This is a genomic window from Streptomyces sp. NPDC001231 (assembly GCF_042896885.1).
Taxonomy (GTDB): Bacteria; Actinomycetota; Actinomycetes; order Streptomycetales; family Streptomycetaceae; genus Streptomyces.
This window is the reverse complement of record NZ_JBIAXS010000014.1, coordinates 22,387-45,065: the sequence shown is the minus strand read 5'-3', so window position 1 is coordinate 45,065 and position 22,679 is coordinate 22,387. Positions and strand designations below refer to the sequence as shown.

23 protein-coding genes and 1 tRNA gene are annotated in these 22,679 nt (G+C 72.1%); 10 read left to right on the top strand and 14 right to left on the bottom strand.

The annotated features are described in order from the left end of the window. Positions 1-37 precede the first annotated feature (37 nt). Positions 38-520: a GNAT family N-acetyltransferase gene (locus tag ACFY3J_RS18600; protein WP_384178940.1), complete on the top strand. Its 483-nt coding sequence runs from the start codon at positions 38-40 to the stop codon at positions 518-520. 93 nt (positions 521-613) lie between these two features. Here the strand turns inward: ACFY3J_RS18600 and ACFY3J_RS18595 are convergent. The 7 genes from ACFY3J_RS18595 to galU all read right to left on the bottom strand — a co-directional run bounded on the left by ACFY3J_RS18595 (position 614) and on the right by galU (position 6,209). Continuing rightward, positions 614-687, bottom strand: a tRNA-Ala gene (locus ACFY3J_RS18595). 75 nt (positions 688-762) lie between these two features. After that, positions 763-1,974, bottom strand: a complete 1,212-nt coding sequence (gene glpR / locus ACFY3J_RS18590; protein WP_384178938.1) for a gephyrin-like molybdotransferase receptor GlpR — start codon at positions 1,972-1,974, stop codon at positions 763-765. A gap of 195 nt (positions 1,975-2,169) precedes the next feature. After that, positions 2,170-2,796 (bottom strand): GNAT family N-acetyltransferase, encoded by a 627-nt coding sequence (locus ACFY3J_RS18585; RefSeq protein WP_384178936.1) that lies wholly within the window; start codon positions 2,794-2,796, stop codon positions 2,170-2,172. Positions 2,797-2,816: 20 nt separating this feature from the next. Then, the gene (locus tag ACFY3J_RS18580; RefSeq protein WP_384178934.1) at positions 2,817-3,359 is read right to left on the bottom strand and encodes a molybdenum cofactor biosynthesis protein B; all 543 of its coding nucleotides are present in this window, start codon (positions 3,357-3,359) and stop codon (positions 2,817-2,819) included. After that, entirely contained in the window at positions 3,356-3,868 is a 513-nt protein-coding gene (gene moaC / locus ACFY3J_RS18575; protein WP_141360336.1) for a cyclic pyranopterin monophosphate synthase MoaC, read from the bottom strand. The genes ACFY3J_RS18580 and moaC overlap by 4 nt, the downstream gene beginning before the upstream one ends. A gap of 86 nt (positions 3,869-3,954) precedes the next feature. Then, positions 3,955-5,277, bottom strand: a complete 1,323-nt coding sequence (gene glp / locus ACFY3J_RS18570; RefSeq protein ID WP_384178931.1) for a gephyrin-like molybdotransferase Glp — start codon at positions 5,275-5,277, stop codon at positions 3,955-3,957. A 5-nt stretch (positions 5,278-5,282) separates the two neighbouring features. Then, entirely contained in the window at positions 5,283-6,209 is a 927-nt protein-coding gene (gene galU / locus ACFY3J_RS18565; RefSeq protein ID WP_384178929.1) for a UTP--glucose-1-phosphate uridylyltransferase GalU, read from the bottom strand. 61 nt (positions 6,210-6,270) lie between these two features. Here galU and ACFY3J_RS18560 point away from each other — a divergent pair, with 61 nt between their 5' ends. After that, positions 6,271-6,927 (top strand): 5-formyltetrahydrofolate cyclo-ligase, encoded by a 657-nt coding sequence (locus ACFY3J_RS18560; RefSeq protein WP_384178927.1) that lies wholly within the window; start codon positions 6,271-6,273, stop codon positions 6,925-6,927. 97 nt (positions 6,928-7,024) lie between these two features. Here the strand turns inward: ACFY3J_RS18560 and ACFY3J_RS18555 are convergent, their stop codons facing one another. After that, on the bottom strand, positions 7,025-9,877 hold the full coding sequence (locus ACFY3J_RS18555; protein WP_384178925.1) for a penicillin acylase family protein: 2,853 nt from the start codon (positions 9,875-9,877) through the stop codon (positions 7,025-7,027). Positions 9,878-10,091: 214 nt separating this feature from the next. Here ACFY3J_RS18555 and ACFY3J_RS18550 point away from each other — a divergent pair, with 214 nt between their 5' ends. The 4 genes from ACFY3J_RS18550 to ACFY3J_RS18535 all read left to right on the top strand — a co-directional run bounded on the left by ACFY3J_RS18550 (position 10,092) and on the right by ACFY3J_RS18535 (position 14,399). Continuing rightward, positions 10,092-11,603 carry a potassium/proton antiporter gene (locus ACFY3J_RS18550; RefSeq protein WP_384179185.1) on the top strand — a complete coding sequence of 504 codons (1,512 nt, stop codon included), beginning with the start codon at positions 10,092-10,094 and terminating at the stop codon, positions 11,601-11,603. Positions 11,604-11,806: 203 nt separating this feature from the next. Beyond that, entirely contained in the window at positions 11,807-13,102 is a 1,296-nt protein-coding gene (locus tag ACFY3J_RS18545) for an MFS transporter (protein WP_390841278.1), read from the top strand. A gap of 67 nt (positions 13,103-13,169) precedes the next feature. Next, positions 13,170-13,490, top strand: coding sequence for an FmdB family zinc ribbon protein (locus tag ACFY3J_RS18540; RefSeq protein WP_390841277.1), 321 nt, complete (start codon positions 13,170-13,172; stop codon positions 13,488-13,490). A gap of 75 nt (positions 13,491-13,565) precedes the next feature. Further along, entirely contained in the window at positions 13,566-14,399 is an 834-nt protein-coding gene (locus ACFY3J_RS18535; RefSeq protein ID WP_384178919.1) for an S-methyl-5'-thioadenosine phosphorylase, read from the top strand. An 85-nt stretch (positions 14,400-14,484) separates the two neighbouring features. On the opposite strand, the gene ACFY3J_RS18530 is transcribed toward ACFY3J_RS18535, so the two are convergent. Then, on the bottom strand, positions 14,485-14,709 hold the full coding sequence (locus ACFY3J_RS18530; protein ID WP_390841276.1) for a hypothetical protein: 225 nt from the start codon (positions 14,707-14,709) through the stop codon (positions 14,485-14,487). 49 nt (positions 14,710-14,758) lie between these two features. Between ACFY3J_RS18530 and ACFY3J_RS18525 the strand changes: the two genes are divergently transcribed. Together ACFY3J_RS18525 and mscL are read left to right on the top strand one after the other, a co-directional pair. Further along, positions 14,759-15,262, top strand: a complete 504-nt coding sequence (locus tag ACFY3J_RS18525) for a hypothetical protein (RefSeq protein ID WP_384178915.1) — start codon at positions 14,759-14,761, stop codon at positions 15,260-15,262. 63 nt (positions 15,263-15,325) lie between these two features. Then, positions 15,326-15,784, top strand: a complete 459-nt coding sequence (gene mscL, locus ACFY3J_RS18520) for a large conductance mechanosensitive channel protein MscL (protein WP_384178913.1) — start codon at positions 15,326-15,328, stop codon at positions 15,782-15,784. 28 nt (positions 15,785-15,812) lie between these two features. Here the strand turns inward: mscL and ACFY3J_RS18515 are convergent, their stop codons facing one another. Continuing rightward, positions 15,813-15,995: a hypothetical protein gene (locus ACFY3J_RS18515; protein ID WP_384178911.1), complete on the bottom strand. Its 183-nt coding sequence runs from the start codon at positions 15,993-15,995 to the stop codon at positions 15,813-15,815. Positions 15,996-16,090: 95 nt separating this feature from the next. Between ACFY3J_RS18515 and ACFY3J_RS18510 the strand changes: the two genes are divergently transcribed. Together ACFY3J_RS18510 and ACFY3J_RS18505 are read left to right on the top strand one after the other, a co-directional pair. After that, a complete protein-coding gene (locus tag ACFY3J_RS18510; protein WP_384178909.1) occupies positions 16,091-17,119 on the top strand; it encodes a P1 family peptidase in 1,029 nt (342 codons plus the stop codon). A gap of 206 nt (positions 17,120-17,325) precedes the next feature. Next, the gene (locus ACFY3J_RS18505; protein WP_384178907.1) at positions 17,326-18,072 is read left to right on the top strand and encodes a DUF6227 family protein; all 747 of its coding nucleotides are present in this window, start codon (positions 17,326-17,328) and stop codon (positions 18,070-18,072) included. A 67-nt stretch (positions 18,073-18,139) separates the two neighbouring features. Here the strand turns inward: ACFY3J_RS18505 and ACFY3J_RS18500 are convergent, their stop codons facing one another. From ACFY3J_RS18500 to ACFY3J_RS18485, 4 genes are all read right to left on the bottom strand, one after another. Further along, entirely contained in the window at positions 18,140-18,394 is a 255-nt protein-coding gene (locus tag ACFY3J_RS18500) for a hypothetical protein (protein WP_384178905.1), read from the bottom strand. 113 nt (positions 18,395-18,507) lie between these two features. Continuing rightward, a complete protein-coding gene (locus ACFY3J_RS18495; RefSeq protein ID WP_390841275.1) occupies positions 18,508-20,775 on the bottom strand; it encodes a fructose-specific PTS transporter subunit EIIC in 2,268 nt (755 codons plus the stop codon). A 136-nt stretch (positions 20,776-20,911) separates the two neighbouring features. Next, positions 20,912-21,859, bottom strand: coding sequence for a 1-phosphofructokinase (gene pfkB, locus ACFY3J_RS18490; RefSeq protein ID WP_390841274.1), 948 nt, complete (start codon positions 21,857-21,859; stop codon positions 20,912-20,914). Beyond that, positions 21,856-22,617 carry a DeoR/GlpR family DNA-binding transcription regulator gene (locus tag ACFY3J_RS18485; protein ID WP_384178899.1) on the bottom strand — a complete coding sequence of 254 codons (762 nt, stop codon included), beginning with the start codon at positions 22,615-22,617 and terminating at the stop codon, positions 21,856-21,858. The genes pfkB and ACFY3J_RS18485 overlap by 4 nt, the downstream gene beginning before the upstream one ends. Positions 22,618-22,679: the final 62 nt, after the last annotated feature.

Sequence of the window (22,679 nt, the reverse complement as noted above, 5' to 3'; positions counted from 1 at the left end):
ACCTGCCCCGACACCCGCATCGACAGACGGTTCCCACATGAACATCCGCCCCGTGCCCTTCGACCACCCCGACGCCGTCAAGCTGAACGACGAGGTACAGGCCGAGTACCACGTCCGCTACGGCGACGGCGGCGACGCCACCCCCCTCGACCCGGCCGACTTCCGGCCGCCGAACGGCGTGTACCTGATCGCCTACGACGAGGACGGCACCCCCGTCGCCACGGGCGGCTGGCGCAGCCAGGACAAGAACGCCGAGGGCAACGAGGACGGCGACGCCGAACTCAAGCGGATGTACGTGATCGAGTCGATGCGCGGCCGTGGTCTGGCCCGCCGCATCCTCAATGTCCTGGAGGACGACGCCCGCGCCGCCGGACGCGTCCGCATGGTCCTGGAAACCGGCGACCAACAACCGGAGGCCGTCTCCCTGTACACCTCCAGCGGCTACGAACCGTGCACGAAGTTCGGCTACTACCGCGAGTACGAATCGAGTATCTGCCTGGCGAAGGCGCTGCGGCCCTGACACGAGGTCCCTCCCGCCACGGCCCGCCGGGAGGGGCCTCCTCGTGACACGTCAAAGCCCCGGTCGGTTTCCCGACCGGGGCTTTGAGCTGCGTGGACCTGAGGGGATTTGAACCCCTGGCCCCCTCGATGCGAACGAGGTGCGCTACCGGACTGCGCCACAGGCCCTTGCAACGAGTGAAACTCTAGCATCCTCGCCCGGGTGGTTGGTAATCCGTTCCCTGGCTGGTCAGGGGCCGGGGATCACTCGTTGGCCGCGCGGGGGCGGCCGCCGTCCTCGTACTGGTCGAAGAGCGGGGTGCGGCCGCGCTCACGGGAGCGGCGGGCCGAGGCGGCGCGGCGGGCGTCGGTGCGGCCGTCGTCGGCGGACTTGTCCTCGGCGTGGGGCGGAGGCTCGGGCGCGGCCGGGGCCGCCGCCTCCTGCTCCGGCACCGCGGCGGAGGACCGCGCCGAACTCCAGGCGTCCGGAGCGCCGAGGTCCACGTCGGAGGTGGCCCGCGGGGCGACCGGGGCGGTGACGTAGGTGGGCAGCGGCACCGGCACCGGGTCCCAGCTGTCCCCCTGGCCGGGGCGGCGCTGGCGCTCGCGCTGCTGGTCGAGCCACTCGGCGTGGTCGGTCTGCTCGACCAGGGCGCGCCGGTCTGCGGCGAGGGAGGAGAGGCCCGGGTCCGTCTCCGGTTCCGGCCCAGCCTCCGGTTCGTCCGCGGCGGGGTCCAGGGGCGTGCGCCGACGCGGCTGGCGGCGGCTCTCACGCAGCCGCTGCGCGGCGACCTCGGCGCGGCGGCGGTCCATCTGGTAGGCGAAGCGGCGCCGCTCCTGGGAGCGCAGGTACGCGATGTACGCGCTGAGCATCACGGCGGGCACTCCGGGCGCCCACAGGAAGGTGAGCCCGCCGACCGCGGCGACGATCGCGCCGAGGGTGAAGGCGAGGAAGAGGAGGACGGTGGTGCGCCTGCGGCGCGCGAGGACCTTCGAGCGCCGGGCACGCGCCGCGGACACCTCCGCGCGGGGCGTGCGCCGGGCCGCAGGGACCCGCGGACGCGCGGACGCGTCGGCGGGCGGGGCCGCCGCCGGGGACGCGGCCCGGGCGGCCGGTTTCCCGGTCCGGTCGCGCTCGTCGTGGCCGCGGACCGGCTCCCGTTCCTCCCGCGCCGGCGGCTGCTGCCGCTCCGGCGACCGGTCCGGGGGCATGGCGAAGGCCCGGACGTCCACCGAGTCGGTGACGGCGTCCGGCTCCCCGTCGGCGGGCTCCCCCTCCTCGGCGGAGCGCGCCCTGAGGTCCTTGGCGTACCGGCGCTCCATCCCCGCCCGTCCGGACAGGAACCGGATGGCGGTGCTGAAGCGTTCCGTCGGACGGGCCTCGTTCAGCTCGTCCTGCCTACGGAGCCACATCGGCACCAAGTAGGCGGCCCAGGCCCCGACGATGACTGCGTAGATGAGGCCGCTGCTGCTCACGCCTCACACGGTAGAGGGGTTTGCATGAGGCCATCTGCCAATTGCGCCGGTGTGTCGCACGATCTGGCTGATATTTCGAACTTTTTTTGCGATCGATGTGATCAGCAGGACGTCAAGGACGCGAATTCAATGCCACCGGGACGATCGCGAGTGGGTCCGGTTCGGATCGCGGGCCGATCAATTTCGAACATTCATTCAATTTCCGGGTGGGGCGGGATTCTCCTTCGGCACCCGCGGGGCCCGGGTCCGGCGCCAGCGGTTCAGCAGGCCCTCGGGCACCTCTTCCGCGGTGAGAGCGAACACCATGTGGTCGCGCCACGCGCCGTCGATGTGGAGATAACGGGGCCGCAGACCCTCCTCGCGGAATCCGAGTTTCTCCACCACCCGCCGGCTCGGCCCGTTCTCGGGCCGAATGCAGACCTCGATGCGGTGCAGTCCGACGGTGCGGAAACAGTGGTCCACGACCATCGCCACGGCCGTCGGCATCACCCCGCGGCCGGCCACCGACTCGTCGACCCAGTAGCCGACGTGGCCCGAGCACATCGAGCCCCAGGTGATCCCGGCGACGGTCAACTGCCCCACCAGCCGCCCCTGGTACTCGATGACGAACGGCAGCATCCGGCCCGCGTGCGCCTCGGACCTGAGGTGGCGCACCATCTGCCGGTAGGTCGGCCGGTGCGTGATGGGCCCGCCGGGTGTGGGCGGCGGAATCGTCGCCTCCCAGGGCCTGAGCCAGTCCCGGTTGCGCCGGTTCACCTCGCGCCAGGCCCGCTGGTCGCGCAGCTTTATCGGCCGGAGGACGACATCGCCCTCCGCGAGCACGACGGGCCAGGATGGGCTGTTCAGCTCGCACCCCCACTGCCGGCACCGGGTCTGACGTGGTCGCCGCCGCGCAGCTGGTCGACGGCGTGCGTCAACAGGGTTTCCAGGACGGCCAGCCCGTCCTTCACCCCGCCCGTGGAGCCCGGCAGGTTGACGATCAGCGTCCCTCCGGCCACTCCCGCCAGCCCCCGGGACAGCGCCGCGGTCGGCACCTTCCGCATGCCGAACGCCCGGATGGCCTCCGCGATTCCCGGCACCTCGGTCTCGATCACCCGGCGGGTCGCCTCGGGCGTGCGGTCGGTGGGCGAGACGCCCGTGCCGCCGGTGGTGACGACGGCGTCGTAACCGGCCTCGACGGCGGCGCGCAGCGCGGCCTCCACCGGGTCTCCGTCCGGTACGACCTGCGGCCCGTCGACGGCGAAGCCGAGGCGCCGGAGGCCGTCGGCGACCAGCGGACCGCCCGTGTCCTCGTAGACCCCGGCGGCGGCCCGGTTGGAGGCCGTGACCACCAGAGCGCTGTACGGCGCGAGCAGTGCGCCTCCGGCCGATGCGTCCGATGTCATGCCCGGCTCCAGTCGCCCGACTTGCCGCCCGTCTTCTCCTCCACGCGCACGTCCGTGATGACCGCTCCCTTGTCGACCGCCTTGACCATGTCGATCACGGTGAGCGCGGCGACGGACACCGCGGTGAGCGCCTCCATCTCGACGCCTGTGCGGTCCGTGGTCCGCACCGTGGCCTCGATCTCCACGGCGTCGTCCGCGACCGACAGTTCCAGTCTCACACCCGACACCGACAGCGGGTGGCACAGCGGGATGAGGTCCGGGGTGCGCTTGGCGCCCATGATCCCGGCGATCCGCGCGGTGGCGAGGGCGTCGCCCTTGGGCACCCCCTCGCCGCGCAGCAGCTCGACCACGCGGGGCGAGACGAGGACGCGACCGCTGGCGCGGGCGGTGCGCGCGGTCACGTCCTTGCCGGAGACGTCGACCATGCGGGCGGCGCCCGCGTCGTCGATGTGCGTCAGCCGGTCCGGCGCTGGAGGTCCGGGGGTCTCCCCCCGGGAAGGCACAGTCATGATCGTGTGGGGCTCCCGGTCCGGGCCCGTCGCCGTGCGGCGCACGGGCCTGTTGTGCGCGACACGGTACCGCCACCCCGGACGGCTCAGCCGAGCAGGACCACCTCGACCTCGGCACCGGGCTCGACGGACTCGGCGTCCTCGGGGACGACGATGAGCGCGTCGGCCAGCGCGAGGGCGGCGATCAGATGGGATCCGGCGCCCCCCACGGGCCTGACCTCACCGTCGGCGTACACCCCGCGCAGGAACTGCCTGCGTCCCTTCGGCGAACTCAGCGCCCGGTCCGCGGCCAGCGTCGCGCGCACGGTCGGCCGGTGGACGTCCTGAAGGCCCATCAGGGTACGGATGGCGGGGCGGGCGAACAGCTCGAAGGAGACGTACGACGACACCGGGTTGCCGGGCAGGGCCAGCAGCGGGACGTGGTCGGCGCCGACGGTCCCGAAGCCCTGCGGCTTTCCGGGCTGCATGGCGAGCCTGCGGAACTCCACGCCGCCGCCCGGCTCGTCCTCGTCGCCGACGTCGGACAGCGCCTCCTTGACCACGTCGTACGCCCCCACGCTCACCCCGCCGGTGGTGACCAGCAGGTCGGCGCGGACGAGCTGGTCCTCGATGGTGGACCGCAGGGTGTCGGCGTCGTCGGCGACGGCACCCACCCGGTAGGCGATGGCGCCCGCGTCCCGGGCGGCCGCGGTCAGGGCGAAGCTGTTGGAGTCGTAGATCTGGCCGTCGCCGAGCTGCTCGTCGGGCTGGACGAGTTCGCTGCCGGTGGACATCACCACCACGCGCGGGCGCGGGCGCACCAGGACCGTGCCGCGGCCGATCGCGGCGAGCAGTGCGATCTGCGGCGGCCCGAGGACCGTGCCGGCCCGCAGGGCGCGCTCGCCCGCCTCCACGTCGCTGCCCTTCGCGCGCACGTGCGCGCGCGCCTCGGCCGGCCGGTACACGCGTACGTGCCCGTCGGCGCCCTCGGGGGCGAGGCTGCGGGCGCGCATCGTGCTCACCGGGCCCTCGCCGAGCCCCCCGTCGGTCCACTCGACGGGGACGACCGCCTCGGCGCCGGGCGGCAGCGGGGCACCGGTCATGATCCGCGCCGCCTGTCCCGGTCCCACCCGGAGCAGGCCGGCCGCGCCCGCCGCGACGTCCCCGACGACCTCCAGGACGGCCGGGAACTCCTCGCTCGCACCCGAGACGTCCGTGACCCGTACCGCGTAGCCGTCCATGGAGCTGTTGTCGAACGGCGGCAGCGAGAGCGGCACCGTGACGTCGTCGACCAGGACACAGCCCTGGGCGTCGAGCAGTTGCAGCTCGATGGGTTCCAGGGGGCGGACGGTGGTGAGGATGTCCTCCAGGTGCTCGTCCACCGACCACAGGTGGTCCGGGCCGGCGGTGCGGGGCTCGGCGCTGCTCAACGTCGTTACATCTCCTCGGCTACGTACCGCTGAAGCCAGGCCCTGAAGTCCGGGCCCAGGTCCTCACGTTCGCACGCGAGTCTGACAATGGCACGCAGATAGTCGCCACGGTCCCCGGTGTCGTAGCGGCGGCCCTTGAAGACGACGCCGTGCACCGGGCCGCCGGCCCGCTGCTCGTCGGTGGTCGCCGACGCGTGCGCCTCGGCCAGGTGCTGAAGGGCGTCGGTGAGCTGGATCTCACCGCCGCGGCCGGGCTCGGTCTTGCGGAGTATGCCGAAGATGTGCGGGTCGAGGACGTAACGGCCGATGACCGCGTAGTTGGAGGGGGCCTGCGCCGCGTCCGGCTTCTCGACCAGGCCGGTCACCTGGACGACGTCGCCGTCCTCGGTGGCCTCCACGGCCGCGCAGCCGTAGAGGTGGATCTGCTCGGGCGTGACCTCCATGAGGGCGATCACACTGCCGCCGTAGGTCTCCTGCACCTCGATCATCCGCTGGAGCAGCGGGTCGCGCGGGTCGATCAGGTCGTCGCCGAGCAGGACGGCGAAGGGCTCGCTGCCCACGTGCGGGGCCGCGCACAGCACCGCATGACCCAGGCCCCTGGGGTCGCCCTGGCGGACGTAGTGGATCGACGCGAGGTCACTGGACTCCTGCACCTTGGCGAGCCGCTCGCCGTCGCCCTTCTTCTCCAGGGCCGACTCCAGCTCGTAGTTGCGGTCGAAGTGGTCCTCCAGCGGCCGCTTGTTCCGGCCGGTCACCATGAGGACGTCGTCGAGGCCCGCGGAGACGGCCTCCTCGACCACGTACTGGATCGCCGGCTTGTCGACGACCGGCAGCATCTCCTTGGGAGTGGCCTTGGTGGCCGGCAGGAACCGGGTACCAAGACCTGCCGCGGGAATGACAGCCTTGCTGATCCTGGGGTGCGCCTGTGTCATGGCCGCAACCTTATCCGCTGCCTTTGCGCGGAATCTGCCTCTCCGGTTAATTGACTCTCATATGAGCAGATATACCGGCTTAAGGAAGGGTACGGAAGGATCAGTGAGCGACACCGGACACGGCGCCGAGCCTGCCAAGCGCACCTTGCGGCGAGAAATCCTCACGGTGAGGAAGACATTGACCGTGGATGAAGTGCGGGAGGCGGCGCACGCGCTGGCGGAGCGCGCCCTGGAGCTGCCCGAGCTGACGCGGGCGCGCACGATCGCCGCGTACGTCTCCGTGGGCACCGAACCGGGAACCCCTCCGCTCCTCGACGCGCTGCGCGCGCGGGGCGCGCGCGTGCTGCTGCCCGCGCTGCTGCCCGACAACGACCTGGACTGGGGCGCGTACACCGGCGAGGGCTCCCTCGCGCGCGTGCAGCACGGCGGGAGGATGGCGCTGTTCGAGCCGGCCGGGGAGCGTCTCGGCCCGGACGCCGTGGCGACCGCCGACGTGGTCCTGCTGCCCGGCCTCGCCGTCGACGCGCGCGGGATGCGCCTGGGGCGCGGCGGAGGGTCCTACGACCGCGTCCTGGCCCGTCTGGAGGCGGCGCGGGCGCACCCCGCCCTCGTGGTCCTGCTGTACGACACGGAAGTCGTCGAGCACGTCCCCGAGGAGCCCCACGACCGCCCGGTGCAGGCCGTGGTGACACCTTCGGCGGTACGCCGCTTCACCTGACGCGCACGGCTTCCGGCACGGCCGGCACTGCTCGGGTACGGCGAAGGCCCTCCACGCGCGCGTGGAGGGCCTTCGCCGCCGTTGTGGCCTCAGCGGCTCACGGCTTGAGCACCAGCGTGTCGCTCGTGCTCTTGTCGACCGCGTTCGGCGAGAAGGACCACGAGAGCAGCTCGCCCTTGGCCCACTTGTCCGTCTGGTCGGTGTAGTGGGCGCTGAAGGCGTGCCCGGAGGCGCCGGTGAGGTTGATCCACTTGGACTTGTCGAGGTCGTCGAGGTTGACCACCATCCGCATGGACGGCACCCACACCACGCCGTAGCCGCCGGCGGCGTTCCAGCCGGAGGCGTTGACCGCGGCCTCGCCGCCGCTCAGCTTCCAGGGCCCGCGGTTGAGGACGTACTTCAGGACGCCGGGTCCCTCGGTGCCCAGGGTCTGGTTCTTCAGGAACAGGCGGTGCAGCCGGCCCCAGCTCCAGGTGTCGATGTCCTTGCCGAGCTTGGCGGTCAGCTCCCAGCGGGCGTCGATCATGGCGCGCTCGAACAGCTCGTCGCGGTTGTCCGCCTTGGGCCGGGTGCCCGACGCCGGGGTCTTCCACCAGTCGCTGTCCGGGCTCTCGACGAGCCCCCGGACCACCTCGAACCAGCGGTCGCCGCCGTCCGGCTGCGCCTGGTCGGCGTCGCGCTGACCGCACTCGCGGACCTTCTGGTTCTCGTCGGCCGGGCCCGTGTTGCCGGCCGGCTCCACCCACAGGCACTGGCCCTTGACCCGCAGCTCCTTGGGGAGCTTGTTGCCGAAGGCCAGCTTGAGGATGTTGCGCCAGACGGCGTTGAAGTACGCGGCGGCGGCCGAGTCGGCGTCCTGCGTGCGGTCCCAGCCCTCCAGCAGCTTCTGCGCCTCGCGGACGTCCTTGTCGCCGATGTCGATGTTCAGCAGCTTGGGCACCAGCAGCTTGGCGATCGCGCTGCTGTTGTCCATCTGCATCTGACGCATGTCGTCGGTGGAGATCTTGCCGCCGCCGTCGATCTTCTGCTGGATCAGGTCGGTGATCCGCCGGCTGCGGGTGCCGTAGCCCCAGTCCGTGGTGAGCGTGTACGGGTAGGACTTCGGGTCGACGACGGCCTGGTTGGCGGTGACGATGTAGCCGCGCTTGGGGTTGTACTCGTAGGGCAGTTCCTGCGGCTTGATGTAGCCGGTCCAGTCGTAGCCGGAGTCCCAGCCCGGCGACGGGACGGAGCCGTCGTCGTTCTTCGCGCGCGTGGGGATGCGGCCGGGCAGCGTGTAGCCGATGTTGCCCTTGGTGTCGGCGTAGATCAGGTTCTGCGAGGGCACGTCGAACAGCTCCGCGGCCGACCGGAAGGAGTCCCAGTCCTTCGCGCTGTTCATGGCGAAGACGGCGTCCATGCTGGTACCCGGCTCCAGCGCGGTCCACTTCAGGGCGATCGCGTAACCGTCGCCCCGGTCGGGCGCCGCGGTGGTGACCGTCGCCTTCTTGCCGACCGCCATCAGTTCGTCGGAGCGGTCGGACAGCAGGGGCATTCCGTCGCTGGTCTCGCGCACGACGATCGTCTTGGACGTGCCGCCGGCGACCTTGATGGTCTCCTCGCGGGTCCGGAACGGCACCGTCTTGTTGTCGCGCAGGTAGCCGTCGCCGCTGAGCTTCTCCAGGTAAAGGTCGGTGACGTCGACACCGGAGTTGGTCATGCCCCAGGCGATGTCCTGGTTGTGGCCGATGATCACACCGGGCATGCCCGCGAAGGTGTAGCCGGTGACGTCGTACGGGCACGCCTTGGAGAGTTCGCGGCAGTGCAGGCCCATCTGGTACCAGACCGAGGGCAGCGAGGCCGACAGGTGCGGGTCGTTGGCGAGCAGCGGCTTGCCGGTGATCGTGTACCGCCCGGAGACGACCCAGGAGTTGGAGCCGATGCCGTTGCCGTTGACGCCGACGGCCGTCGGAAGGCCGTCCAGGACGTCGTGGAGGCCCATCAGCTGGCTCTGCACACCGGAGGTGCCGCTCGCGTCCGTCGCGGTGCCGGTGCCGCCGCCCGCGCCCGTCGAGTCGGCCGTACCGGTGCCGGTGCCGATTCCGGTCGAGGTGCCGGTGCCGGTCGAGGTGCCGGTGCCGGTGCCGGTCGAGGTGCCGCCGCTCGTGTCCGTCGTGCCGCCGCTCGCTTCGAACGCCTGGGTGAGCGCGTTGTACTGGCCCTCGCTGACGATCGGCTTGTTCCGGCTGTACGGGTAGTCCGGGTAGAGGTCCTTGATCTGCTTCGGGCCGAGGCGGCTGGTCATCAGCGCCCGGTCGATCTCGTCCTGCATGTTGCCGCGCAGGTCCCAGGCCATCGCCTTCAGCCAGGCGACCGAGTCGACCGGAGTCCACTGCCCGGGCTTGTAGTCGTTGGCGAGGCCCAGGGCCGCGTACTCCAGGGAGATGTCCTTGGCTTCCCGGCCCTTGAGGTAGGCGTTGACTCCCTGGGAGTACGCCTGGAGGTACTTCTTGGTGGAGGCCGACAGCGTCTTGTCGTACTCCTGCCGGGCGACCCGGTCCCAGCCCAGAGTGCGCAGGAACTCGTCGTTCTTGATCTGCCCCTTGCCGAACATCTCCGACAGGCGCCCGGACGTCATGTGCCGGCGCACGTCCATCTCGTAGAACCGGTCCTGCGCCTGCACGAAGCCCTGCGCCATGAACAGGTCCTCCGAACTGGAGGCGTAGATCTGCGGAATGCCGTTTCCGTCCCGTTTGACGTCGACGGGTCCCGACAGGCCCTGCAGCGTGATGGTGCCCTTGGTCTGCGGGAAGGAGGCGCGCACGGTACTGACGGACCAGTAGGCGCCGTAGGCGGTGCCTCCGATGAGAGCCAGGACCAGGACAAGCGCGACCAAGCGGGCTTTTCGCCCCTTCTTCCTGCCGGACTTGCCGGCCTTGTCACCCGTTGAGGCGGTGGTGTTCGGGGGCATCGCTGTCCTTGCTGTCCTAACGCGAGCGGCAGGTCGGGCTGTGACTTCGAATGAGCGCTGGAGCAACCATAGGCGCAGGGCCCGGTAGCACTTGACGCGGAGTCGGGTCCAGCGGCGGCGAGACGTCTCCATCTCGTCACGGGACGCGTCAAGAAAGCGTCAAGAGTTAGGTAAGGTAACGAAGTAAACCGGGAACTCGCGGAAGGAACCGCTGCTGACTGTTCACCACCTCAACCAGCTCCTGCTCGCCTGCTCGGTCGTCCTGCTCGTCGCGGTCGCCGCGGTTCGGATCTCCTCGCGCAGCGGGCTCCCCAGCCTGCTCGTCTACCTGGGGATAGGCGTCGTCATGGGCTCGGACGGCCTCGGCGGCATCCACTTCACCAACGCCGAACTGACCCAGGTCATCGGCTACGCGGCCCTCGTCGTGATCCTCGCCGAGGGCGGTCTCGGCACGAAGTGGAAAGAGATCAAGCCGGTCCTTCCGGCCGCCGCCACCCTGGCAGTGGTCGGCGTCGCCGTGAGTGTCGGCGTCACAGCGGCCGCCGCCCACTACCTCGCCGGCCTGGGGTGGAGTCAGGCGCTCATCATCGGCGCGGTGGTGTCCTCCACGGACGCGGCGGCCGTCTTCTCGGTGCTGCGCAAGATCCCCCTTCCCGCGCGCGTGACGGGCACGCTGGAGGCCGAGTCCGGCTTCAACGACGCCCCGGTGGTCATCCTGGTCGTCGCCTTCTCCACCGCGGGACCGATCGAGCACTGGTACGTCCTGGTGGGCGAGATAGCCCTGGAGCTGGCCATCGGCGCGGTCATCGGCCTGGCGGTCGGCTGGCTCGGTTCCTGGGGCCTGCGGCATGTGGCCCTGCCCGCCTCCGGCCTCTACCCGATCGCCGTCATGGCGATCGCGGTCACGGCGTACGCCGCCGGCGCGCTGGCCCACGGCAGCGGCTTCCTCGCCGTCTACCTCGCGTCGATGGTGCTCGGCAACGCCAAGCTGCCGCACTGGCCCGCCACCCGCGGCTTCGCCGAAGGGCTCGGCTGGATCGCCCAGATCGGCATGTTCGTCATGCTCGGTCTGCTGGTCACCCCGCACGAGCTGCTCGACGACGTCTGGCCCGCCCTCGTCATCGGCCTGGTGCTGACCATGGTCGCGCGCCCGCTGGGCGTGGTGGCCAGCCTGCTGCCGTTCCGGGTGCCGTGGCAGGAGCAGGCCCTGATGTCCTGGGCCGGACTGCGTGGCGCCGTGCCCGTCATCCTGGCGACGATCCCCATGGTGAACGGGGTCGACGCCACCCACCGCATCTTCAACATCGTCTTCGTCCTGGTCGTCGTCTACACCCTCGTACAGGGGCCGACCCTGCCCTGGCTCGCCCGCAAGCTGCGGCTGGGCTCCGGCGAGGAGGCCGCCGACCTCGGAATCGAGTCGGCACCCCTGGAACGGCTGCGCGGCCACCTGCTGTCCGTCGCCATCCCCGCCGGGTCCCGGATGCACGGCGTCGAGATCAACGAGCTGCGGCTGCCGTCCGGGTCCGCGGTCACCCTGGTGGTCCGCGAGGGCAAGTCGTTCGTACCGCTGCCGACCACCACCCTGCGGCGCGGCGACGAACTCCTCGTGGTCGCCACCGACCCGGTCCGGGAGGCGGCCGAACAGCGCCTGCGCGCGGTCGGCCGGGGCGGCAAGCTGGCCGGATGGCTGGGCGCCGACGGAGCGGGGGCGGGCAGCCGAGGCTGAAGGGGGGACCCCGCGCCCCTGTACGATGAGGGCGCACCCTGATCGAACCAACTCTGCCTGACGCAGAGCTGGCGCGACCGTATGGCGGCCGGGTAGTCCCCCGCAGTGGGCGCCGGTATCTACCGCAGTCCGCGCAAGAGGACAGCTCTCGGCGCGCCCGCACGCCCGGGCCCGCGCTACCAGGCGGCAGAAAGGCACGGGCCGTGGGATCCACGGTCACCAGCTCCGAACCGGCGCCGACCGCGACGGCATCCTCCCGCCCTGGATACGGGCAGCTGCTGCGCACCCGCGGCGCCTGGACGTTCCTGCTCCCCGGTTTCGCCGCGCGCCAGCCGTTCGCGATGCTCACCATCTCCATCGTGCTGCTGGTGCAGCACACCACCGGCTCCTACGGCGCGGCCGGCGCCACCGCGGCCGTCACCGGCGTCTCCATGGCGCTGTTCGCGCCCTACAGCGGACGCCTCGCCGACCGCTACGGACAGCGTGTGGTACTGGTCCCCGGCGTTCTGGCGCACACCCTCGCGGGGCTGACGCTGACCGTGCTCGCCCTGGCGCACGCCCCCCTGTGGGCGCTGTTCGCGGCGGCCGTGCCGACCGGCGCCTCGGTGCCGCAGGTCGGCCCGATGGTGCGCGCCCGCTGGGGCGTCACGCTCAAGGACTCGCCGCTGATGACCACCGCGGCCGCCTTCGAGTCCGTCACCGACGAGCTGACGTTCGTCGTCGGCCCCCTCCTGGCCACCGCGTTGTGCACGACTGTCGCCCCGGCCGCCGGACTGGTCACGGAGGCCGCGCTGACCCTGGTCGGCGGTCTGCTGTTCGCCGCGCAGAAGCGCACCCAGCCGCCCGTCACCGGCGATGGGCACGCGCGCGTGGAGCACACCTCCGCCCTGCGCGTCCCCGGGGTGCGGGTGCTGATCGCGACCTTCCTCGGCATCGGCTCGGTCTTCGGCGGCATGCAGGTCTCACTGGCCGCGTTCACCGAGTCGATCGGCGAGCCCGGACTCAACGGCGTGCTGTACGGAACCTTCGCCGCGGGCAACATGCTCTCCGGCGTCGTCTGCGGCGCGATCGCCTGGAAGGCCGCCCCGCAGCACCGTCTCCTCGTCGGCTACACCGCCCTGGCGCTGGCCGCGTCCGCGCTGTGGACCGCGCACTCGGTGCCGCTCCTGGCTGCGCTCGGCCTCCTGGTCGGCATGTGCATCGCACCCGCCCTGATCACCGGCTACACCCTGGTGGAGAGCCTGGTCCCGGCCGGCGCCCGCACCGAGGCCTTCACCTGGCTCACGGGCGCGGTCGCGCTCGGCCAGGCGGCGGCGGTCACCGTCGCCGGGCAGCTGGAGGACCGCCTGTGGGGCGGCGCCGGCTTCCTGGTGCCGATGACCGGCACGGTGCTCGCCCTTCTCGCCCTGATCGCCCTCAGGTCGCGGCTCGCGGCCCGGTCGCAGGGCCGCACGGTCGCACGTGGCGTCGGTCACCGCGCTCACGTCACAGTGGACTGATCCTCGGGAATACGTCACTATGGACCGTCGTTAGCACTCATCGAGTGAGAGTGCCAGGAGGAAGACAGTGCCCACCTATCAGTACCAGTGCACCGAGTGCGGCGAGGGCCTCGAGGCGGTGCAGAAGTTCACCGACGACGCGCTCACCGAGTGCCCCGGTTGCGGTGGCCGCCTGAAGAAGGTGTTCTCCGCGGTCGGCATTGTCTTCAAGGGATCCGGCTTCTACCGCAACGACAGCCGCGGCTCCTCGTCGAGCAGCAGCCCGGCGTCGTCGTCGAAGTCGTCGAGCCCGTCTTCTTCGGGTTCCTCGTCCTCCTCGTCCGGGTCGTCCTCCTCGTCGGGGTCGTCCTCGACGTCCACGAGCTCGGCCGGCAGCTCCGCCGCCTGACGTCTTCCTTCCGGGACCCCGCCGTCGTGGGACGGTGGGGTCCTCGGCGTGTGCGCGGGCGCTAGTGTGCTGGTCATGGCGAACGCAGAGATCGGTGTCATCGGCGGTTCCGGCTTCTACTCGTTCCTCGACGACGTGACCGAGGTCCGGGTGGACACGCCGTACGGGGCACCCAGCGACTCCCTCTTCCTCGGTGAGGTCGCCGGCCGGCGGGTCGCCTTCCTGCCCCGGCACGGCCGGGGCCACCATCTCCCGCCGCACCGCATCAACTACCGGGCCAACCTGTGGGCGCTGCGCTCCATGGGCGTGCGCCAGGTGCTCGGGCCCTGCGCGGTGGGCGGGCTGCGCCCCGAGTACGGGCCGGGCACGCTGCTCGTGCCCGACCAGTTCGTCGACCGTACGAAGTCCCGCGCGCAGACCTACTTCGACGGGCTGCCGCGGCCCGACGGCACGGTGCCGAACGTCGTGCACGTCTCGGTGGCCGACCCCTACTGCCCGGTGGGCCGGACGGCCGCGCTGAAGGCGGCGCGCGGGCGGGACTGGGACGCGGTGGACGGCGGCACCCTCGTCGTGGTGGAGGGGCCCCGCTTCTCGACCCGGGCCGAGTCGTTGTGGCACCAGGCGCAGGGCTGGTCGGTGGTGGGCATGACCGGCCACCCCGAGGCGGCGCTCGCCCGTGAACTGGAGCTCTGCTACACCTCGCTGACGCTGGTCACCGACCTGGATGCGGGCGCGGAGACCGGCGAGGGCGTCTCGCACGAGGAGGTGCTGCGGGTGTTCGGGGCCAACGTGGAACGGCTGCGGGGCGTTCTGTTCGACGCGGTGGCCGCGCTGCCCACGACCGAGCAGCGGGACTGTCCGTGCGCCGGTGCGTTGGGCGGGATGGACCCGGGGTTCGCGCTGCCGTAACGGGGCGGAATTGCTCCTTCGGGCGAGGGAGTTGTCCACAACCGGCGGGTAGCACACGGGCTCCGGCGGGCGGCGGCGCGATGCCTCATCGTGGGCGTGGCAAGCCGAAATCCCCGTCGCTGGTGGTGGTCCGCATGTCCCTGCCGTCTCCGTCCTCTCCGTCTCCGTCCTGGCCGTTGCCGTCTTCACCGGTGCCGTCTCCTCCGGTGCCGCCCTCTCCCTTGCCCCCCTCGTCCCTGCCTTCCTCGCCGCTGCCCTGCCCTTTGCCAGGCCCCTCTGCTTCCTCGGCTGCTTCCTCGGCGCCGCTCACGCGTTCCTCTCCGTACGCGACCGGTACGGAAGCCCCGGCCACGTGTGAGGTGCCGCACTTCGCGCCGGTTCGTGTGCGCGGCGGGCGGTACGGGCTGCGTCGGCTCGTACGGCACCGGGGGCGCGCGGTGGCGGCCGGGCTCGCCGTGACCGCGGCCGCGCTCGTGGCGGCGGGCCCGCGGGATGCCCCGGACCCGCCTCGCGGCGGACCGAACCGTGGACAGCCGGCTCCGGCCGACGGAGCCGGTCAGGCCGCCGAGCGCCGCGGCGCGGACGAGGTGCGCACGGTGATCGCGCCCGTGCGCATCGCGGACGCGGCCACGGTCCGGCTGCTGCGCCCCGGCGACCGGGTCGACGTGATCGCCGCTGAGGACCCGGCCACGGGCGGGCAGGCCCGGGTGGTCGCACACGGGGCCCGGGTGGCCAAGGTCCCGGAGCCCGTGGACGACGCGGCCGGGGGCGGGGCGCTGGTCGCGCTGTCGGTACCGCGCTCCACTGCGGCGGGGCTGGCCGGGGCGAGCGCGACGGCCAGGCTGGCGGTGACCCTGTGGTGAGCCGTAGGTTGCGGAGCTGTTTGTTCCGCACGTCGCAGTTGCATGTCCAAGGAGGGGCCCCAGGTGAGCGACAAGAAGGACCCGAGTGTCTGGCAGGGCTTCAAAGCCTTCCTGATGCGCGGGAACGTCGTCGATCTGGCAGTAGCGGTGGTCGTCGGCGCCGCCTTCACCAACATCGTCAACGCGGTGGTGAAGGGTGTGATCAGTCCGGTCATCGGAGCGATCGGCACCAAGAACCTCGACCATTACGACTCGTGCCTGAGCGCCACCTGCAAGGGCGATCAGGGCATCCAGATCATGTGGGGTTCGGTCCTCGGGGCCGCTCTCCAGTTCCTGATCACCGCCGCGGTGGTCTACTTCCTGATGCTCCTCCCCATGGCGAAGTTCCTGGCCCGCCAGGAGGCGCGGAAGAAGGCCAGGGAGGTTACCGAGGAGGTCGTGGAGATGACCGAGCTGGAGGTGCTCAAGGAGATCCGCGACGAGCTGGTCGCCCGGCGCCGCTCCGGATACGGCGAGCGGTAGCGTCCGCGGTCCGGCGGGCCCGCGCGCCTCAGAGGTGGTGGGGAGGCTTCTCGTCCAGGAAGCGCTTGAGGTCGGCGGCGGCGTCGCCTTCCGTGCGCTCGCCCCACCCGCGGTCGGTGTCGTCCGTGGACTGCTGATTCAGCGGGTCGTCGAAGATCAGCGCGGTCTTCGGGTCACGGGGTTCGGGGGCGGGTTCGGGGGCGGTACTCATGCCTCAAGGGTACGGTCCGCGGCAGGCGGCGTGACGTTGCACGCCGTTCCTCCGAAGAGGCCCGTGACTGCGCCTCGCCCGGGAGACTGGCTCCCATGACAGTGGACGCTCTGACGGACGTCGAAGGCGTGCGGGTGGGACATGCGACGCGCACGGGCGGCGGTTGGCTCACCGGCACGACGGTCGTGCTCGCGCCGGAGGGCGGCGCCGTCGCCGCCGTGGAGGTGCGCGGCGGCGGCCCCGGAACCAAGGAGACCGACGCCCTCGATCCGCGCAACCTGGTGCGGACGGTGGAGGCGGTCGTCCTGACCGGCGGCAGCGCCTACGGGCTGGACGCCGCCTCGGGGGTGATGGCCTGGCTGGAGGAGCGGGGGCGCGGGGTCAGGGTCGGCCCGGACCCTTCGCACGTCGTACCGGTCGTACCCGCCGCCTGCGTGTTCGACCTGGGCCGCGGCGGTGACTTCCGGGCCCGGCCGGACGCGGCCACCGGGCGCGCCGCGGTCGAGGCCGCGGCGGCGAGCGAGGCCGGCGGGCGCGTGCCAGAGGGGTGCGTGGGCGCCGGGACCGGAGCGGCCGTGGGACCGCTCAAGGGAGGAGTCGGCACGGCGAGCACGGTGCTCGACTCAGGCATCACGGTGGCCGCGCTCGCGGTGGCCAACGCGGTGGGGTCGGCGGTCGATCCGGAAACGGGGGTGCTGTACGGGGAGTTGTTCCAGGGACCGGTGCACTACCCCGACGCGCGGGTGCACGAGGCCGCGCGGCGGCGCCTCGCCGAGGCCGCCGCGAGGAACGCGCCACCCCCGCTGAACACCACCCTGGCGGTGGTCGCCACCGACGCGGACCTGACCAAGGCGCAGGCGCAGAAGCTGGCCGGCACGGCGCACGACGGCATCGCGCGCGCCGTACGTCCGGTGCACCTGCTCAACGACGGCGACACGGTGTTCGCGCTGGCCACCGGGGCGCGTCCGCTCGACCCCGGCTGCCCGCTCGCCCTGAACGAGATCCTCGCGGCGGGCGCGGACCAGGTGACCCGCGCGATCGTCCGCGCGGTACGGGCGGCCGAGGCGGTGACCGGACCGGGCGGGGACTGGCCGGCCTACGAGGAGCTGTACGGCGCCCGTTGACCTCCGGCACCGCCCTCTGGCCGACCCCTGCTTCACAACACCCTGTTGACCAGCGGATTTTGACGGAACGACGGCTCACACGGGAACTTCTCGCGCGGGCCGGCCGTTTTCCCCGTGGACGTTTTCTCGGTTCGCGGACATGATGCTCGACCGAGGGGCTACGGTATGCACCCACAAGGTGACATGCAGCAACGCCGGGAGAAACCTTGAGCGTTCCGTACGAGACGACTGCGTACGAGCCACGCGAGTCGCCCGGGTCTCCGGAGGAGCACCTCGCGCGACTGCTCGGCCGCGCCCTGAACTCCTTCGAATTACCCGACGAGACCATACGGCGGCTCGACTGCGCCCTGGCCTACGACGGTTCGCTGCACTCGGCGCACCACAGCGCCGGACTGCACCGGGAGACCTACCGGCACACCTGGCTGCTCGCCGACGGCTCGGCGCTCACCCTCTGGGAGCTGGTGCACAACACCGCGCCGGGCAGCGAGGTGCAGCACGAGGTGTACGACGACGAGGAGGAGTTGAGCACCGCCACGGCACGGCTGCCGCTCCCGTCGGACGCGCCGGAGTTCGAGCTGCCGGTACTGGTCCAGCTCTCGCCGCCGCCCCAGGCACGGCACGCGTACGCGTCCGACGACTCCGCCGACCACGCACGCCGTCTGCTGCGGCGCGCGGAGAACGCCGACCGGCCGGGCGCGGATGTCGCGTCCCTGCTGGCGACGGCGTCCGGTCACCGGATCACCCAGGCCTTCGGCCGCCCCTGCCGCGCGGGCCGCGCCGGGCTGTGCTTCTCGCTCTACGAGCACGCGTTCCTGCTGGACGACGGCGTGGAGATCTCGCTCTGGGAGGTCGAGCACACGGCGACCCCGGACGGTCGCCACATGTGCGAGGTGTACGTGACGGAGGACGCGGCCCGCGGCGCGATGGAACGGCGCGCGGCTCAGATGTCCTAGACCTCGTCGGCCGGTGCCGATGGGTACGGCGTGGAAGCGACCGCCGCCCGCTCTGCCGGAGTGAGCCTCAGCGGCCGTTGCCGAGCCGACGTACCAGGCCCGCGAAGGCGTCCTTCTCCTCCGGGGTCAGTTCCACGAACTCCCGGCCGGGTCCCGCCCCGCGCTGGAGCGGGAGGCCCGACAGCCTCGGGGTGGACTGCTGTCGAGCGGTCTCGAGGCGGATGCCGCGCCGGATGCGGGCGAGGCCGATCAGGCAGGCGACGGTCAGTGCGGCGGGGACGGCCACACCTATCCACATCAGGGTCGAGACATGCTGAGGCATGTGCTCAGTAGACACCACGGTCCGGGACTTTGGCCCCGGACCGTGACGTATCTCGCAGGTGCCGTGAACAACTCACAGCACACCAAAGGGACAAGGGGACAGGAGGGGACTGTTCAGGCCGCCACCGGCTGCTTCCGGTCGGCGGGCTCGGCCGGCGCGCCCTCGCCTGCCTCGACGGCCGTCACGCCCTGCACCGGCTTGCGCAGGGTCTTCAGGGCGACCACCAGGGCGGTGGTCACGCACACGCCCGCCGCGATGGCGATCAGGTAGAGGAACGGGTTGCCGATCAGCGGGACCACGAAGATGCCGCCGTGCGGAGCACGGAGCGTGGCACCGAAGACCATCGACAGGGCACCGGTGAGCGCGCCGCCGACCATCGACGACGGGATGACGCGCAGCGGGTCGGCCGCCGCGAACGGGATGGCCCCCTCGGAGATGAAGGAGGCGCCCAGGACCCAGGCGGCCTTGCCGTTCTCCCGCTCGGTGTGGGTGAACAGCTTGCCGCGCACGGTCGTGGCCAGGGCCATCGCCAGCGGCGGGACCATGCCGGCCGCCATCACCGCGGCCATGATCTTCATCGCGGAGTCGCTGGGGTCGGAGACCGCGATACCGGCGGTGGCGAAGGTGTAGGCGACCTTGTTGACCGGACCGCCGAGGTCGAAGCACATCATCAGGCCGAGCAGTGCGCCGAGCAGGACGGCGTTGGTGCCGGTCAGTCCGTTCAGCCAGTCGGTCATGCCCTTCTGCGCGGTGGCGATGGGCTTGCCGATGACCACGAACATCAGGAACCCGACGACCGCCGAGGAGATCAGCGGAATCACCACCACCGGCATGATGCCGCGCAATGCCGCCGGAATGCGCACCTTCTGGATCGCCATCACCACACCACCGGCGATCAGACCGGCCGCCAGACCGCCGAGGAATCCGGCGTTGATGGTGAGTGCGATCGAGCCGCCGACGAAGCCGGGGACGAGTCCGGGGCGGTCCGCCATGCCGTAGGCGATGTAGCCGGCCAGCACCGGGACGAGGAAGGCGAAGGCCACACCGCCGATCTGGAACAGCAGGGCGGCCCAGCTGTCGGCCTGGGTCCAGACGAAGTGGTCCATCACCGACGGCGCCTTGTTGATCTTGTAGCCGCCGATCGCGAACCCGAGGGCGATCAGCAGACCACCCGCGGCGACGAAGGGAACCATGTAACTGACGCCGGACATGAGCCACTTGCGCAGCTTCGTGCCGTAGCCCTCGCCCGTTTCGCCGGCCCGCTCGACCGGCGTGCCGCCCGGCGCGGGCGCCGCGCTCACCTCACCGCGCGCGGCCTTGCCGCGGACCTCGGTGATCAGTTCGCCGGGCCGGTTGATACCCGCCTTCACTCCGACGTCGACGACCGGCTTCCCGGCGAAGCGGTCCTTGTCGCGTACGGGGACGTCGTGGGCGAAGATCACGCCGTCCGCCGCCGCGATCACCGCCGGGTCGAGCCGGGTGAAGCCCGCCGAACCCTGGGTCTCGACGACGACCTCGACGCCCGCCTCACGGCCGGCGTTCTCCAGCGACTCGGCCGCCATGTAGGTGTGCGCGATACCGGTGGGGCACGAGGTGACGGCGACGATCCGGAACGGACGCTCGCCCTCGCTGCTCGCGTCCTCGCCGCTCGCCCCCGTGGCGCTCGCATCCGTGGCGCTCGCATCCGTGGCGCTCGCCCCCGTGGCGCTCGCATCCGTGGCGCTCGCGTCCGTGGCGCTCGCGTCCGTGGCGCTCGCGTCCGGCGCCGGGGCCGTGCCGCCCGCCACGGCGCCGGAGGAGGCCGCCCCCGGCGTCGCGGCGGTGTCTTCGGGAGCGTCCTGCGCCTCGGTGGAGGCGCCTTCGGCGGTCGCGGCGATGCCCTCGGCCCCCTCGGTGTCCGCGACGGTGCCCTCGGCCCCTGCCGTGGCCTCGCCCGGAGTCTCGTCCCCGCGGATGAGCGCGGCGGCGGCCGCCGCGTTGTCCACCGATCGCAGCGCGGAGGTGAACTCGCTGTTCATCAGCTGCCGGGCCAGCGACGACAGGATCTTCAGGTGGGCGTCGTCGGCGCCGGACGGGGCCGCGATCAGGAAGATCAGGTCGGCGGGGCCGTCCGCCGCGCCGAAGTCGATCCCGGCCGCGCTGCGCCCGAAGGCGAGCGTCGGCTCGACGACGTGCTCGCTGCGGCAGTGCGGGATACCGATGCCACCGTCGAGGCCGGTCGGCATCTGCGCCTCGCGGGCGGCCACATCGGCGAGGAAGCCATCCAGGTCGGTCACCCGGCCCAGGGCGACCATCCGTTCGGCGAGGGAGCGCGCCGCCGCTTGCTTGGTGTCGGCGGACAGGTCGAGGTCGACCAGGTCCGCGGTGATCATGTCGCTCATCGCGGGCTCCTTAGCGCGCGTATCGCCCGGTCAGTGGGGTGGGCGGGGGTGGGGACGGGGGCAGTGCGGGGAGAGTCGGAAGCGGTACGGGTCGGCGGAGGCGTCGTACGGCACCGGGTGCGGGGGGTGCGGGGGGTCATGTCACCGGCTCCTTCAGCGCGCGGTCCACCGGCACGTCCGCCGTGACCGTCACCGCCGCCGGGTCCAGGTCGGCGGGTGTCGGCATCAGGCTGCCCGGCAGCTGGACGGCGGCCGCGCCGTGCGCGACGGCGAGGGCCAGGGCCTCCGGGCCGGTACCGCCGGCGATCAGGAACCCGGCGAGGGAGGAGTCGCCGGCGCCGACGTTGCTGCGGACGGCGTCCACGCGCGCGCTGCCGAACCAGGCGCCCGCCCCGTCCACGAGCAACTGCCCGTCGGCGCCCAGGCTCGCGAGCACGGTGCGCGCGCCGAGCCCGCGCAGCTCCTCGGCCGCCTTCACCGCGTCGCCGACCGTCGCCAGGGAGCGCCCGACGGCCTCGGCGAGCTCCGCCGCGTTGGGCTTGACCACATCGGGGCCCTCGCACAGCGCCGCCAGCAGGGCGGGCCCGGAGGTGTCCAGCGCGATGCGCACACCGGCCGCGTGCGCCCGCGCGACCAGATCGGCGTACCAGGACGGCGCGAGTCCGCGCGGCAGGCTGCCGCAGCAAGCGATCCAGTCCGCGCCGCGCGACTGCCGCCGGACGGTCTCCAGCAACGATTCCTGTTCCTCGGCGGAGAGTTCCGGACCCGGCGCGTTGATCTTCGTCAGGACGCCGTCGGCCTCCGCGAGCGCGATGTTCGAGCGGGTGGCCCCGGCGACCGGCACCGGTGCGACGTCGATGCCCTGCGCGTCGAGCAGATCCGCGACGAGGGCACCCGGGGCGCCGCCCAGGGGCAGGACGGCGACCGTGCGCCGGCCGGCGGCCGCGACGGCGCGCGAGACGTTCACGCCCTTGCCGCCCGGGTCCATGCGCTCGCCGGTGGCCCGGACGACCTGGCCGCGTTCGAGCGAGGGGACCTCGTAGGTGCGGTCCAGGGAGGGGTTGGGGGTGACGGTGACGATCATGCGCGTACTACTTCCGTGCCGCCGCGCTCGATGGCGGCCGCGTCCTCGGGACTCAATCCGCTGTCGGTGATCAGCAGGTCCACGTCGTTCAGGCCGCCGAAGCGGGCGAAGTGCTCCTGGCCGTGCTTGGCGGAGTCGGCGAGCAGCACCACACGGCGGGCGGCGGCGATCGCCGCGCGCTTCACCGCGGCCTCGGCGAGGTCGGGGGTGGTCAGACCGTGTTCGGCGGAGAAGCCGTTGGCGGCGACGAACAGCACGTCGGCGCGGATCTCGCCGTAGGCCCGCAGTGCCCAGGCGTCCACGGCGGCGCGGGTGCGGTTGCGCACCCGCCCTCCCACGAGGTGGAGCTGGAGACCGGGGTGGTCCGCGAGGCGGGCGGCGATCGGCAGGGAGTGCGTGACGACGGTGAGCGAGGCCTCCAGGGGCAGGGCGGCGGCCACACGGGCCACCGTCGTACCGGCGTCGAGGATCAGCGTGCCCCCGGCCGGCAGTTCGGCCAGGGCCGCCTTGGCGATGCGGTCCTTCTCGTCGGCGGCGGTGGACTCTCGCTCGGTGAGATCGGGCTCGAAGTCGAGACGGCCGGCCGGGATGGCGCCGCCGTGCACCCTGCGCAGCAGGCCCGCGCGGTCGAGGGCCTTCAGGTCGCGGCGGATCGTCTCCGCCGTCACCTGGAACTCCTCGGCGAGCGACACGACGTCCACACGGCCGCCGTCCCGGGCGAGCCGGAGGATCTCCTGCTGCCGCTCCGGTGCGTACATGTCCGTTCGCCTCCGACTGATGCCCGAACTTGTGGTTTCTCCCGGAGGCTACGCCTGAATGT